The organism is Microbacterium profundi, assembly GCF_000763375.1.
GTDB lineage: Bacteria > Actinomycetota > Actinomycetes > Actinomycetales > Microbacteriaceae > Microbacterium > Microbacterium profundi.
Map to the genome: position 1 here is coordinate 2,059,944 of NZ_JPSY01000001.1, position 12,836 is coordinate 2,072,779.

Sequence of the window (12,836 nt, forward strand, 5' to 3'; positions counted from 1 at the left end):
CACTCAGACCAGGACGTCGTTGCTGGTCCCAGCGAGCGAGTTTGCCTGACGTTAACCCAAACGTTAACCCGGGAGTCGGGGTGGTGAACGCGCGTCGAACGTTGACACTTTCGGCCGTCATGTGTGTTTTGCGGGTGTCACAGTGGATCCGATCCCCACACCCGGAAAGGCCATCATGACGCGTCATCCCGTGGCCTCCGAAGCTGCCGACCTCGTCGTCGTGGGCTCTGGCATTCTCGGTCTCGGTGCCGCGTACGCGGGCATCCGCCGGGGCCTCAGCGTGATCGTCCTCGATCGCACCGATGCGCCGGTCGGCGCCACGATCCGCAACTTCGGTCACATCTGCATCGGGGCGCAGTCGGGGCTCGCCCGCGAGTTCGCCGACGCGTCGCGCGACATCTGGCTTCGTCTCGCGACGGACGCCGGGTTCTGGCTGCGCGAATCGGGCACGCTGGTCGCCGCACGACAGGCGGACGAGCTCGCGGTCCTGGAAAGAGCCGCATCCGGGCAGGACGCCGACATCCGGATGCTGGACGCAGACGAGCTGCGCCTGCGAGCACCCCTGCGCCGCGACGCCGTGATCGGCGGCGCACTCATCGCGCCCGATCTGCAGACCGACCCGCGCGAGGCCGCCGGGGCGATCGTCCGCCACCTCGCATCCCTTGGTGTCGAGTTCCGATTCCGCACCGCGGCCACCGCGGTGGCATCCGGTCGTGTGCAGACCACGCGCGGCGCGATCGACGCCGGCCTCGTCGTCGTCGCCACCGGTCACGACATCGACCAGTTGCTGCCCGATCTGGCCGAGAGCGCGGGCGTCGTCCGCTGCGCGCTCGACATGATGCGCGTCACGGCTCCTCTGCCGCGCACCCTCGACGCCCCGCTGCTGACCGCCTGGTCGCTGCTGCGTTACGGGCGTTTCGCCGCCTTCCCGGAGACCACGACGCTTCGAGAGCGGCTGCACGCCGAACGCCCGGAGCTCGCCGCTCTCGATCTCAACCAGATGTACACGCAGCTGCCAGACGGCTCGCTCATCCTGGGCGACTCGCATGCCAAGGCGATTCAGCCCGCACCCTTCCAGCCCGAGGCCGCCTTCGACGCGTTCCTCGATGAGGTGTCGGCGCTGTTCGACGTCGACGAATTCCGGGTCCTGGAGCGCTGGCAGGGTGTCTACGCATCCGCCGCAACCGAGTTCCTCATCGAAGAGCCGGAAACCGGGCTCCACGTGGTCGCCGCCACCACGGGGATCGGGATGACGACCGGGCTCGGCCTCGCGGAACGCACTCTTGACACTGCATTCGACCGGGCACCGCTGCCCGTACAAGGAGGAACCCCATGACCGCTATCGAACTCGTCGTCCTCGACATGGCTGGAACGACCGTGCTCGACGACGGTGTGGTGGAGCAGGCGTTCCAGCGCGCGGCCGAGCGCACCGGCGTCGCCGAGCGGATGCCGTGGGCGGATGCCCTGCAGTACGTCCGCGACACCATGGGCATGTCGAAGATCGACGTCTTCACGCACCTGTCCGGTGGCGATGTCGTCGCAGCCACCGCGGCCACCGCGGCGTTCGAGGGCGCGTACTCCGAGATCGTCGCCGAGCAGGGCGTGGCGGAGATCCCCGGCGCGGCCGAGGCGATCGCGCAGATGCGCGATGCGGGCCTCAAGGTCGCACTGACGACGGGCTTCGCTCCGGTCACGCGCGACGCGCTGATCGACGGACTCGGCTGGCGCGGACTGATCGACATCGCTCTGTCGCCGGTCGACGCTGGTCGCGGCCGTCCGGCACCGGACCTCGTGCTCACCGCGTTGCTGCGCACGCAGGCGTCCGCCGTCACCGCCGTGGCGGTCATCGGCGACACCAGCAGCGATGTGCAGTCCGGCCGCCGTGCCGGCGCCGGCTTCGTCGCCGGCGTTCTCAGCGGTGCGCATGCTCGCGCGACGCTGGAGCGCGCCGGAGCGGATGCTGTGCTCGACGACGTCACCGCGCTGCTGCCGACGCTTCACGAGCGCGCACTTCTCGGCACCGCCCTCGCGCGGACCTCCTGACATGCGCACGCTGCTGCCGCACGATGAACGGCAGGACGTGACGCTGAGACCCGCGGCGACGGCGAAGGTCTGGCTCGGCGTCGGCCAGGAGCATGAGACCGTCGCGGTGCCGGGCGTAGGCCTCGGGCACGGCGACGTGCTGATCGCCGTCGAGCTGTCGACCATCTGCGGCTCCGATGTGCACACCGTCCAGGGCCATAGGTCGGCGCCGGCGCCGCTGGTGCTCGGTCACGAGAGCGTCGGCCGGGTGATCGCGATCGGCGAAGGCGGTGCGACGGCGGCGGATGGCGCGGCTCTGCGCATCGGCGACCGCGCGGTGTGGTCGGTGACGGTGTCGTGCGGCACCTGCGATCGGTGCACGGCGGGACTGACGCAGAAGTGTCGCACGTTGGTGAAGTACGGTCACGAGCGGATCGGCCCGCGTTGGGAGCTGACCGGCGGCTTCGCGAGCCATGTGCACCTGCGCACGGGAACCACGATCGTGCGCGTGCCTGAGGCGCTTCCGGCCGCTGTGCTGGCGCCGGCCTCGTGCGCCACGGCCACAGCGTGGGCCGCCGTCGTCCGAGGTGCGGCCGGGCGCAGCCTCGAGGGCATGAGGGTGCTCGTCTACGGCGCGGGGCTCGTCGGACTCTCCGCGGCGGCCATCGCCGCCGACGACGGAGCCGATGTCACCATCGTGGACCCGTCCCCGTCCAGGCGGGCGTTCGCGGAGCGATTCGGCGCCGCATCGGCTGTGAAGGCGACAGAGCCGGCGGACATCGTGATCGAAGCATCCGGTCATGCCGTCGCCGACGCGATCGCGGCGGCGGACGTCGGCGGAGCCGTCGTGCTGGTGGGCAGCGTGTTCCCCGCCGATCCGGTTCCGCTGGAAGCCGAGAGCCTTGTGCGGCGGCTGCTCACGGTGACCGGCGTGCACAACTACACCGGTGCCGAGCTCGCGTCGGCGGTCGGATTCCTCGCCGGGCGAGGACGCGCCTATCCGTTCGCGGACGTGGTCGGCGCCGTGCACCAGCTCGATGACGTGGATGCCGCGCTCGCCGCAGCGGCGGCACCGGGCGCGCCGCTGCGCGTGGCGCTCAACCCGCGTTGACCGGCAGCGGGTACAGGCGGCGCAGGATCACCCGCTGCACGAGCGTCCACGCCACCGTGACGGTGAGGTAGAGTCCCGCAGCCAACGGCACGAACACGGCGAACGCCGCAGTGAGATAGTGCAGCGCACTCATCATGCGCAGCATCCCGGGCGATGACAGCGGAGAGTCGTCGACGGGGACCGGCTGGAACACGCGGCGGGTGATCTCGGCCACGACGATCATGATCGCGATCAGGGCGCCGTACACGAGGAGCGTCGGTAGCGAGAACGGGCCGGTCGCCAGCATGCCCACGAGGCTCGTGCCGAGTGACGCGCCGAACAGTTCATGCGCCAGCAGATCATTGGCGTGGCCTGCGATATCGGTGCGCAGGAACAGCGTGTAGAGGATGCCGATCACCGGCGCCTGCAGCAGCACCGGCAGGCACCCGGCGAGCGGCGAGGTGTTCTCGTCCTTGTACAGCTGCATGGTCTCGCGCTGCAGACGCTCGGGGTTCTTCTTGTGGCGCTTCTGGATCTCGCGCAGCTTCGGCGCGAGCCGGGCGCGGGTCTGCTCGGCCCTGGCCTGAGAGATGCCGACGGGGATGAGCAGTGCGCGGATGAGGAGGGTGATGAGAATGACGGCGGCCGCAGCCGCCGCCGCGCCGGCGAACGGTGCGAGCAGATCGGCCAGGCCGGTGAGGACGCTGTATGCGGCGTCGAGGATCGCCGCGATCGGCGGAAAGGCATAGATGTCCAAGAGGGTCCGTTCAGAGTGTGCGGGAATGTCGGCTGCGCCTGCGGCGCATGCATCAAGAGATGCGCCGCGTTCCCGTCACGAACGGACGGTCACACGGCGCGCACGACTCCCGGGGCCCTGGGACGGGGATGACCTGCGGCATCCGGATCGTTCTGAGACAGCAGCACGGAACGGCCGATGGCGCGTAGCGGATGAGGGGCCGAGCCCTCCCCGGTCTGCAGTACGCCGAGGGTGATGGCGACGACGAGCGTCGCGACGGCGAGCAGGGCGACGGCGAGGCTGAGGGCCGCGAGATCCAGCGACGCGAGATCGGGCATGCCTGCGAACCCGAGGGCGGACAGCACGAGCTGCATGAGCTGCTCGATCCAGTCCGTCATGTCATCGAGGATATCAGCGGGCTGCTGAAGCGTAGCCTCGATGGCATGAGTGAACTGCGTGAGATCCTCGGCGTGCGGCATCCGATCCTTCTGGGAGCTTTCGGTGGGTTGTCATCGATCTCGCTGACCGCCGCCGTGAGCGCTGCGGGCGGTCTCGGTGCCTATGGGCTCTATGGATACGACGGCGAGCGGATCCGATCGACGGCGGCGGCGCTGCGCGAGGCGACGGATCGGCCGTTCGCCCTCAACATCTGGCTCCCCATGGGTGACGAGGTCGAACCCGGTCCGCAGCACACGGTGTTCGCGCAGGCGCTCGAGCCGTTCTACGAAGCCGTGGGCGTCGACGTTCCCGCACGTCCTGAGCGCTATCTGCCGTCTCTCGATGAGCAGCTCGGAGCGATCTGGGATGCGGCCCCCGCCGTGCTCAGCGTCGTTTTCGGGGTGCCGTCGGCCGAGATCGTCGAAGAGGCTCATCGCCGCGGCATCCGCGTCGTCGGCACCGCGACGACCGTCGAGGAAGCCGTCGCGCTGGACGCCGCCGGAGTCGATGCGATCATCGCGTCGGGGTCGGAGGCGGCCGGCCACCGCGTCTCGTTCCTCCGGCCGGCTGCCGACTCATTGGTCGGTACGTTCGCCCTCGTGCCTCAGGTGGCGGATGCCGTCTCGGTGCCGGTGATCGCGGCAGGAGGCATCGCCGATCGCCGAGGGGTCGCGGCGGCGTTCGCACTCGGCGCCCAGGGCGTGCAGGTCGGCACGGCGTTCCTCCGGACGACGCAGTCCGCGGCGACCGACGCGCACCGGGCGGCGATCAACCAGACGGCGGCTGGTGAGAGCGTGCTGACCAGGGCGATGAGCGGCCGTCTGGCCCGTGGTGCACGCAACCGTGCTGTGCGGGCGATCGAGGCGAGCGGTACGATCGCGCCCTTCCCCATGCAGAACTGGCTGACCGGGAAGTTCCGCGCCGCGGCGGGGGAGCAGAACCTCGGCGAGTTGCAGTCGCTGTGGCTCGGGCAGGCCGCTCCGCTCGCCCGGCTGGACGACGCGACCGCTGTGTTCGATGAGCTGGTTGCGGGGCTGTGATCGGTTGCTCCTGTCGACATGCCGTTGACCGGGGCCACGCTCGCCGAATGGCTCGATGCGCACCCGCTGCCCGCGCGGCTGGTGCGTTCGTCCGAAGAGATCGAAGAGCAGATTCGACAAGCGCGGGAGTCATGGGATTGATCTATCCCGACAGCTGCATTCTCATCTATGCACTGGAAGACCAAGGTGCACGCGGGGATCGCACTCGCGCACGGCTGAGGGGCGTCGGCGAGGTGCTCGTGGCGAGCCCTCTGGTGCTGCATGAATGCCTGGTGAAACCGATGCGCGACGGAGATGCCGAGATGCGAAAGCGGTTCTCGGATGTCTATGACCGGATGGTGCACATCGACCTGGACCTGTCCGTGTTCGTTGAAGCAGCCGAACTCCGGGCCAGATTCGGGCTCAAGGGTCCGGATTCGCTGCATCTCGCGGCGGCACAGCTCGCGGGCGCCGAACAGCTCTGGACGAACAACAAGCGACTTGCCGCGGCATCTCGTGGGTTGGCCGTCGACGTTGTGAGTGGATGACCGAGGCTGGGCTGGATGACCGCGGCTGTCCGGTCGTAACATCCGATCGGCACCGACACGACGTTCGCGCCGCCAGCTCGGGTTCGACGCCGCCGTACAGGCGCTGCAGTCGAACCAGGTCGACGCGGTCATGGCGGGAATGTCGATCACCGACGAGCGCAAGGCGACCTTCGACTTCAGCGCGCGTGCCGTCGACCTACAGGATGACGGTCGATTTCCCGTGCACGATCACGCGGTCCTCTGCATGCCATTGCACGGCGCGGGCGAGCACCTGACGCTCGACATCGGCGCCACGGCTCTGCAGGTCGGCCGCGGAATCGGAGTGCGAGGCGCGCGTGACGTCCTGCTCGATGATCGGCCCCTCGTCGAGGTCGGCCGTCGCGTAGTGCGCGGTGGCGCCGATGAGCTTCACGCCGCGCTCCTTGGCGCGCGCATAGGGGTTCGCGCCGATGAATGCGGGCAGGAACGAGTGGTGGATGTTGATGACGGGGGCGCCGACCTTCACGATGAAGTCGTCGGTGAGGATCTGCATGTACCGCGCGAGCACCACGAGATCGACGTTGCCCTGGAGCAACTCCAACTGACGCTGCTCCATCGTCACCTTGTCGGCGGAGGGGATGTGTACGAAGGGCACTCCGAAGGTGCGCACGGACTCGGCGAGATCGGGGTGGTTGGAGATCACCATCGTGATGTCGATGTCGAGCTGGCCGCGCTGCGTGCGCCACAGCAGTTCCATGAGGCAGTGGTCGTACTTCGAGACGAAGATCGCCACCCGCTTCCGCTTGGCGACGTCGTGCAGAGACCATTCCATCCCGAATCGCCCCGCGACCTCTCCGATCGCGGCCTCGAGCGCAGGTCGTGCGGCAGCGAGGCCCGCGAGCTGGATGACCGTGCGCTGGAAGAACTGTCCGTCCGCGGCATCCGTCGAGTGCTGATCGAGCGAGACGATGTTCGCACCGTGCTCGGCGAGGACGCCGGCGACGGCGGCGACGATTCCAGGCTGGTCGTCGCAGGCGATGAGCAGACGTGCGGTGTCGGGCTGAGACATGGATGCTCCTTGCAAGGTGTTCGTAGATTCTCTCGCGTGAGTGAGTGCCGTGACGAATCGACACTGCGCAGGGCCGTGGTGTCGATACTCTGAGCGGGTGACTGCGAGCGAGATCGGGCTTGTGCTGCTGCCGCTGCTCGCGGTGGCCGCTCCGCTGCTGGCTCGCGGCATCCGTCCGGTGCTGCGAGTGCCGATCATCGTGTTCGAGCTCGTGCTCGGCATCATCGTGGGGCCGGCCGTGCTCGGCTGGGTCGCACCGGGGGAGGTGCTCGACAAGCTCAGCGATCTCGGGCTGGCGATGCTGTTCTTCATGGCAGGCAGCGAGATCGACTTCCGGGCGATCGCCGGTCGCCCGCTCGTGCGGGCCTCGCTCGGGTGGCTGCTCGGCCTGATGATCGGCATCGGAATCGGATTCCTGATCGCACCCGACACGGGAATGATCGTGATCGGGATCGCCCTGAGTTCGACAGCGCTGGGTACCCTCATGCCGATCCTGCGCGATGCCCGCGAACTTGGCACCCCGTTCGGGAAGACCGTCACCGCGATCGGTGCGGTGGGGGAGTTCCTGCCGCTGATCGCGATATCGATCTTCCTCAGCACGCGCCGTGCCCCGGTGGCGGCAGCGATCCTGCTCACGTTCGTCGTGCTCGCCGCTCTCGTGATCCTGATCGCGCGTCGCGCCCCGCACGGCCGCCTGCACGCATTCTTCGCAGCCACACTGCACACCTCCGACCAGTTCGGGGTGCGGTTCGTGCTGATGCTCATCGCCGGGCTGGTCGGGCTCAGCGTGGTGCTCGACCTCGACATGCTGCTGGGGTCCTTCGTCGCCGGGGCAGTGTGGCGCATCATCATGGCGCGGGCACCGGAGCCGGATGCCGCCGCCGTGGAGAGCAAGCTCGAGGCGATCGCGTTCGGGTTCCTGGTGCCGATCTTCTTCCTGTACACCGGTGTCACGTTCGAGCTCGGCGTGCTCGCAGCCTCGCCGCTCGCCCTTTCACTGGTGCCGCTGTTCCTGATCGCGCTGCTCGTGATCCGCGGTGCCGCGGCCCAGCTGTCGGCTTCGCGCGGGGCGGGCCTGCGCGAACGCACGGCGCTGGGGATGCTGGCGGCGACGGGCCTGCCGATCATCGTCGCCGTCACGGCCATCGGCGTGGATGAAGGCGTCCTCGACTCTGCGATCGCGGCGGCCCTGGTCGGAGCAGGCATGCTGTCGGTGCTGATCTATCCGCTCGTCGCGATGATCCTGCGCGGCGATCGTGCGCGACTGGATGCTGCGGAACAGGCACTGCCGCAGGGGGAGCTGTGAGCACGGCGGCCGAGATCCTGGACGCCGCGCGAGCGTCGCTTGTGGGCGTACCCAAGGAGGGGCTCGGCGAGGAGCGTTCGTCGCGCTGGCGTGATGAGCGGATCGTGCGCGTGGGCGAGGCCTGGCACATCGGAGTGCTGCTGCTCACCGACCGCGAGCTGCTCGCGACAGCAGAGGTGCTGCGCGCTGCTGATCCAGGGCGTCGCGGCTACACCGCGGAATCGGCTCGAGCGAGGGCGGCGCGGCGGCAACTCGCGCTGCGGGGCGGCTTCGGCGAGGGCGACGTCGTGCACATCGGCTGGTCGGTCATCGATGTGGATGCCGTGGATGCCGGCGGCTCGTCCGGCCCGCTCGCGCTGCGTGACGGCGTGCCGTCCGTCCGCTGGTCGGGCGCCGGCGCGTACATGCCGCTGGAGGCGTATCTGCGCGAGCGGATCGAATTGATGCGCGATCTCTGAGACGCAGGGAATACTCCGATACATGTCGCGTTGAAGTTGAGTGAAGCACGCTCAACTTTAGGAGAATGCAATGCCCAACGACTTCAGCGACAACGGCGCGAACTCGTTCGATGAGTTCCTCTCGCGCTATCTCTCAGGCGAGCGAGCCCGGCAGACCAGGTCGATCGACCTCAGCCGGTTCCTCACCGCGCGCACGCAGGAGATCCTGCAGAACGCCGGCCGGCTGGCACTTGAACGCGGCCAGACCGAGCTCGACGCGCTGCACGTTCTGCGCGCGATCGTCGAAGACGCCACGGTCGCACAGGCGATCGAGCGCATCGGCGTGACGCCGAACCAGATCATCGACGCGGTCGAGACCCGGCTGCCGGCGCCCGGCGCGCGTGCCGAGGCTGACGCTGCCACGATCACGCCGAGTGCGAGCCGCGCGCTCTTCCACGCCTACCAGGTGGCCCGCTCCTCCGGCGCGACCTACATCGAGCCGGCGCACGTCTTCTTCGCGCTCGTGCTCGGTCAGGACGTGCCGGCGGGTCAGGTGCTCGCTCAGATCGGTGTGACGGCGGATGCTCTCACCGACGCCGCGCGCGAGCACGTGGACGCCCCGGTCGGCGGCGAACCCGCGAGTGCAGAGGCGCCGGCATCCGGCACCGGCATGCTCGACAAGTACGGCATCGACCTGACCGCGCGCGCACGCGCCGGTGAACTCGACCCCGTGATCGGACGAAGCGACGAGATCGAGCAGACGATCGAGATCCTCAGCCGCCGCACGAAGAACAACCCCGTGCTGATCGGCGAGGCGGGCGTCGGAAAGACCGCGATCATCGACGGCATCGCCCAGGCGATCGTCGACGGCACTGTTCCCGCCCAGCTTGAGGGGCGCCGGGTCATCGCGCTGGACCTGCCCGCCATGCTCGCCGGTACCCGCTACCGCGGTGATTTCGAGGAGCGTCTGACCAAGACGATGGATGAGATCGCCGCTCACAAGGACGAGGTCATCGTGTTCATCGACGAGGCGCACACGGTCGTCGGCGCCGGTGGATCAGGTGAGGGCGGCATGGACGCGGGCAACATCCTGAAGCCCCGTCTCGCACGCGGCGACCTGCACATGGTCGGCGCGACGACGCTCAAGGAGTACCGCCAGATCGAGAAGGACCCTGCGCTGGAGCGCCGCTTCCAGCCCGTGAAGGTCGACGAGCCGAGCATCGACGACGCCGTGCTCATCCTCGAGGGGCTGGCGGACGCGTACCAGGACCACCACCGGGTGACCTACACGGATGCCGCGCTGCGCGCAGCCGTGACGATGAGCGCCCGCTACCTGCCCGACCGTGTGCTGCCCGACAAGGCGATCGACCTGATCGACCAGGCCGGTGCACGGTTGCGCCTGAAGCTGGGCCTGCCCGTGGACACTTCTGCGCTCATGACGGAGCTCGCCGATCTCGAGTCCCGTAAGAACGCCGCAGTCAGCGCCGAGCACTACGAGGAGGCATCGCGCCTGCGTGACGAGATCGTGCAGACGCAGGCGCGCATCGACGCGGTGACCTCCGGTGAGCAGTCCGGTGCACCGGCGATCGTCGACGAGCGGGAGATCGCCGAGGTGATCGCGCGTGCCACCGGCATCCCTGCCAGCCGTCTCACCGAGGGCGAGCGCGAGCGCCTGGGCGATCTGGAGAATGACCTGCACGCCCGCGTGATCGGTCAGGAGGACGCCGTCGCCGCAGTGGCGCGCGCCGTCCGGCGCAGCCGCACCGGAATGGGTGATGCACGTCGTCCGGTCGGCTCGTTCCTCTTCCTCGGGCCCACCGGCGTCGGCAAGACCGAGCTCGCCAAGGCGCTGGCCGACCGGCTCTTCGACGACGAGAACGCCGTGATCCGCTTCGACATGAGCGAGTTCGGCGAGCGGCACACCGTGTCGCGGCTCATCGGTGCCCCTCCGGGATACGTCGGCTACGACGAGGCAGGACAGCTCACCGAGCGCGTGCGGCGCAACCCGTACTCGATCGTGCTGTTCGACGAGATCGAGAAGGCTCACCCCGACGTCTTCAACCTGCTGCTGCAGGTGCTCGACGACGGGCGTCTCACCGACGGTCAGGGCCGCACGATCGACTTCCGCAACACGGTGATCGTGATGACCTCGAACGTCGGCAGCGAGTTCCTCGCTTCGCGCTCAGGTGCGCTGGGCTTCGTATCGTCGCAGGATGCCTCGGCGAACGGCTTCTCGTCGATGAAGGACCTGCGCGATCGTGTGATGGGCAAGCTGCGCGAGGTGATGCGGCCGGAGTTCCTCAACCGCATCGACGAGATCGTTCTGTTCCAGAAGCTCACCAAGGACGAGCTGGCGCGTATCGTGCGGCTCATGCTCGCGGCGACCTCGGGACGTCTCGCGGAGAGCGACATGCGCCTCGACGTCTCGGATGCTGCGGTGCAGTGGCTCGGCGAGCACGGCTACGAGCCCGAGTTCGGTGCGCGTCCGCTGCGCCGGCTGATCCAGCGCGAGGTGGACGACCGCATCGCCGACCTGCTGGTCTCCGGGTCGCTGGATGACGGCGGCGTCGTGCGGGTGGATGCCGCCGAAGACGCACTCGTCGTGGAGTCGGCGGCGCACGCCGTCGCCTAGCGCGTCTCGGTCCAGCGCCTCTCGCTCAGACGAAGGTCTCCGCGAACCTGCGCAGCAGATCCTCGCCGCCCACATCCCGGGCGGCGAGGATCTCTGCTTCCACGGCGTCGAAGGCCTCTGGATCGAAGTACCCGTTGCCGCGGTAGAACGTCATGCGGTCGGCGAAGTCACGCGGACTCGGCTCCGGATGGAACTGCGTCGCGTACAGCTGCGTGCCGACTCGGTAGGCCTGCACGGGGCAGTCGTCGTTCGTCGCGAGCAGTACCGCGTCGGGCGGCACAGCGACCGCGCTCTCCTTGTGCGCCGTGAACACGTTCAGCGCGGGGGCGCTGGGCCCGAACACGGGGTCGGCTGCCCCGGCATCCGTCGTCCTGATCTCGGTCGAGCGCGTGGCTTCGGGGTATGCGAGGGTCAGCGCTCCGCCGAGCATGCGCGTCACGACGCCGATGCCGAAGCACGTGAACATGGCGGCCGCATCGTTCGCGAGTGCACGGGCGGCGATGCGCTCGAGGTCTGCTTCGACGCGCCGCTGCAACGGCGACTTCACGGCATTCGTCACGTTGAACGGCGAGCCGCCGATGACGAACCCGTCGTGGCGCGCGAGCAGCTCATCGGTGAGCGGCGCGGCGAGAAGGTCGAACTGGTCGAGGGCGTCGACCGCGAGACCCCGCTGGAACGAGACGTGCTCGGCGTCTGCAGCGCCGCGCTCGGGGCGCACGCAGACGTAGAGAAGCGGGGCCATGGACATAAATCTATCGCCGCTCAGCGGGAGGAGTTCGCGGTTCGTCCGCGCACGATGCCGACGAACGCGTCGACATCGTCGGTCGTCCGGCCTCGAGGCCACGCGAGGGCGACAGTGGAGGTCGGTCCACCGCGCAGCGGCCGATGACCGGCGTCCTTGCGCTGATGCAGCCGCGCGAGTGACATCGGCACGATCACGATCCCGACGCCAGTGGCGGCGGTGGCGATGGCGTCGGCCGTGGTGCCGAGCGGAGGGAACTCCGGCGCCAGAATGCCGGGAATGTCAAGTGGCCCGAGCACATCGTCGAGCGGGGTGATCAGCACCTCTCCCGCGAGGTCCGTCGGCTCGAGCTCATCGACGCTGAGCAGGTGGGACTCCGCGGATGCCACGACCACGGCGATCTCCTCGTAGAGCGGGATCAGATGAAGGGTGTCGTCGTTCAGGGGAAGGCGGATGAGCGCAGCATCCAACTCGTCGATCGAGGCGCGCTGGGTCTCGGCATCGATCGGCACGAGCTCCAGCCTCACGTGCGGCAGGCGCTGCTTCCACGTGTCGATCCACTTGCCGGGGGTCGCGCCGGGGACGGCGCCGAGACGGAACACACGTGGCTCCTCGATGACGCGAGGCGTGTCGAACACGACCTTGTTCGCAGGCGCGTTCTGCTTCCTCCTGGATGGCGATGACGCGCGCGAGGCGGTCTTTCCTGTCGCCGGGCGCTTCGCTGCGCCCCCGCGCCCCCGCTGTTTCGCCATGGATTCAGGGTACCCGTGCGCCACCGGCAGCGACGCCACAGCGAATTCATTCCGCGATCACGCGAC

The 12,836-nt window shown here is 68.8% G+C and carries 13 protein-coding genes and 1 pseudogene; 9 read left to right on the forward strand and 5 right to left on the reverse strand.

Annotated features, from left to right (window positions below; all coding sequences use genetic code 11):
* Positions 1-175: 175 nt before the first annotated feature.
* The 3 genes from JF52_RS0109810 to JF52_RS0109820 are packed head-to-tail and all read left to right on the forward strand — an operon-like array spanning position 176 to position 3,133.
* Positions 176-1,336 (forward strand): TIGR03364 family FAD-dependent oxidoreductase, encoded by a 1,161-nt coding sequence (locus JF52_RS0109810; protein WP_033105984.1) that lies wholly within the window; start codon positions 176-178, stop codon positions 1,334-1,336.
* Positions 1,333-2,043, forward strand: coding sequence for a phosphonatase-like hydrolase (locus tag JF52_RS0109815; RefSeq protein WP_033105985.1), 711 nt, complete (start codon positions 1,333-1,335; stop codon positions 2,041-2,043). The genes JF52_RS0109810 and JF52_RS0109815 overlap by 4 nt, the downstream gene beginning before the upstream one ends.
* A 1-nt stretch (position 2,044) precedes the next feature.
* A complete protein-coding gene (locus JF52_RS0109820; RefSeq protein WP_052166871.1) occupies positions 2,045-3,133 on the forward strand; it encodes an alcohol dehydrogenase catalytic domain-containing protein in 1,089 nt (362 codons plus the stop codon).
* On the opposite strand, the gene JF52_RS0109825 is transcribed toward JF52_RS0109820, so the two are convergent.
* On the reverse strand, positions 3,120-3,869 hold the full coding sequence (locus JF52_RS0109825) for a YidC/Oxa1 family membrane protein insertase (RefSeq protein ID WP_033105986.1): 750 nt from the start codon (positions 3,867-3,869) through the stop codon (positions 3,120-3,122). The genes JF52_RS0109820 and JF52_RS0109825 overlap by 14 nt on opposite strands.
* Before the next feature lie 89 nt (positions 3,870-3,958).
* Positions 3,959-4,246 (reverse strand): DUF6412 domain-containing protein, encoded by a 288-nt coding sequence (locus JF52_RS0109830; RefSeq protein WP_033106561.1) that lies wholly within the window; start codon positions 4,244-4,246, stop codon positions 3,959-3,961.
* A 45-nt stretch (positions 4,247-4,291) separates the two neighbouring features.
* Between JF52_RS0109830 and JF52_RS0109835 the strand changes: the two genes are divergently transcribed.
* The 3 genes and pseudogenes from JF52_RS0109835 to JF52_RS16955 all read left to right on the forward strand — a co-directional run.
* Complete coding sequence (locus tag JF52_RS0109835; RefSeq protein ID WP_033105987.1) at positions 4,292-5,326, forward strand: NAD(P)H-dependent flavin oxidoreductase; 1,035 nt, start codon at positions 4,292-4,294, stop codon at positions 5,324-5,326.
* Between the two features lie 131 nt (positions 5,327-5,457).
* Positions 5,458-5,853, forward strand: a complete 396-nt coding sequence (locus JF52_RS0109840; protein ID WP_033105988.1) for a type II toxin-antitoxin system VapC family toxin — start codon at positions 5,458-5,460, stop codon at positions 5,851-5,853.
* A gap of 40 nt (positions 5,854-5,893) precedes the next feature.
* Positions 5,894-6,025 (forward strand): annotated as a pseudogene (locus JF52_RS16955) (transporter substrate-binding domain-containing protein); the annotation flags it as partial.
* Positions 6,026-6,049: 24 nt separating this feature from the next.
* Here the strand turns inward: JF52_RS16955 and purU are convergent.
* Positions 6,050-6,901 carry a formyltetrahydrofolate deformylase gene (gene purU, locus JF52_RS0109845; protein WP_033105989.1) on the reverse strand — a complete coding sequence of 284 codons (852 nt, stop codon included), beginning with the start codon at positions 6,899-6,901 and terminating at the stop codon, positions 6,050-6,052.
* A 97-nt stretch (positions 6,902-6,998) separates the two neighbouring features.
* Between purU and JF52_RS0109850 the strand changes: the two genes are divergently transcribed.
* The 3 genes from JF52_RS0109850 (at position 6,999) to JF52_RS0109860 (ending at position 11,276) form a co-directional block, all read left to right on the forward strand.
* Positions 6,999-8,207 (forward strand): cation:proton antiporter, encoded by a 1,209-nt coding sequence (locus JF52_RS0109850; protein WP_033105990.1) that lies wholly within the window; start codon positions 6,999-7,001, stop codon positions 8,205-8,207.
* Positions 8,204-8,665, forward strand: a complete 462-nt coding sequence (locus JF52_RS0109855; protein ID WP_033105991.1) for a hypothetical protein — start codon at positions 8,204-8,206, stop codon at positions 8,663-8,665. Before JF52_RS0109850 ends, JF52_RS0109855 begins: the two co-directional genes overlap by 4 nt.
* Before the next feature lie 70 nt (positions 8,666-8,735).
* Positions 8,736-11,276, forward strand: coding sequence for an ATP-dependent Clp protease ATP-binding subunit (locus JF52_RS0109860; protein WP_033105992.1), 2,541 nt, complete (start codon positions 8,736-8,738; stop codon positions 11,274-11,276).
* 25 nt (positions 11,277-11,301) lie between these two features.
* Here the strand turns inward: JF52_RS0109860 and JF52_RS0109865 are convergent, their stop codons facing one another.
* On the reverse strand, positions 11,302-12,018 hold the full coding sequence (locus JF52_RS0109865) for a glutamine amidotransferase-related protein (protein ID WP_033105993.1): 717 nt from the start codon (positions 12,016-12,018) through the stop codon (positions 11,302-11,304).
* A 20-nt stretch (positions 12,019-12,038) separates the two neighbouring features.
* Positions 12,039-12,770 (reverse strand): substrate-binding domain-containing protein, encoded by a 732-nt coding sequence (locus tag JF52_RS0109870; RefSeq protein WP_084595797.1) that lies wholly within the window; start codon positions 12,768-12,770, stop codon positions 12,039-12,041.
* Between the last annotated feature and the right edge of the window lie 66 nt (positions 12,771-12,836).

Excerpts from the sequence above, each read along its gene's own strand:
- JF52_RS0109810 (WP_033105984.1), top strand. The coding sequence starts at position 176 with ATGACGCGTCATCCCGTGGCCTCCGAAGCTGCCGACCTCGTCGTCGTG.
- JF52_RS0109815 (WP_033105985.1), top strand. The coding sequence starts at position 1,333 with ATGACCGCTATCGAACTCGTCGTCCTCGACATGGCTGGAACGACCGTG.
- JF52_RS0109820 (WP_052166871.1), top strand. The coding sequence starts at position 2,045 with ATGCGCACGCTGCTGCCGCACGATGAACGGCAGGACGTGACGCTGAGA.
- JF52_RS0109830 (WP_033106561.1), bottom strand. The coding sequence starts at position 4,246 with ATGACGGACTGGATCGAGCAGCTCATGCAGCTCGTGCTGTCCGCCCTC.
- JF52_RS0109835 (WP_033105987.1), top strand. The coding sequence starts at position 4,292 with ATGAGTGAACTGCGTGAGATCCTCGGCGTGCGGCATCCGATCCTTCTG.
- JF52_RS0109840 (WP_033105988.1), top strand. The coding sequence starts at position 5,458 with ATGGGATTGATCTATCCCGACAGCTGCATTCTCATCTATGCACTGGAA.
- purU (WP_033105989.1), bottom strand. The coding sequence starts at position 6,901 with ATGTCTCAGCCCGACACCGCACGTCTGCTCATCGCCTGCGACGACCAG.
- JF52_RS0109860 (WP_033105992.1), top strand. The coding sequence starts at position 8,736 with ATGCCCAACGACTTCAGCGACAACGGCGCGAACTCGTTCGATGAGTTC.
- JF52_RS0109865 (WP_033105993.1), bottom strand. The coding sequence starts at position 12,018 with ATGGCCCCGCTTCTCTACGTCTGCGTGCGCCCCGAGCGCGGCGCTGCA.
- JF52_RS0109870 (WP_084595797.1), bottom strand. The coding sequence starts at position 12,770 with ATGGCGAAACAGCGGGGGCGCGGGGGCGCAGCGAAGCGCCCGGCGACA.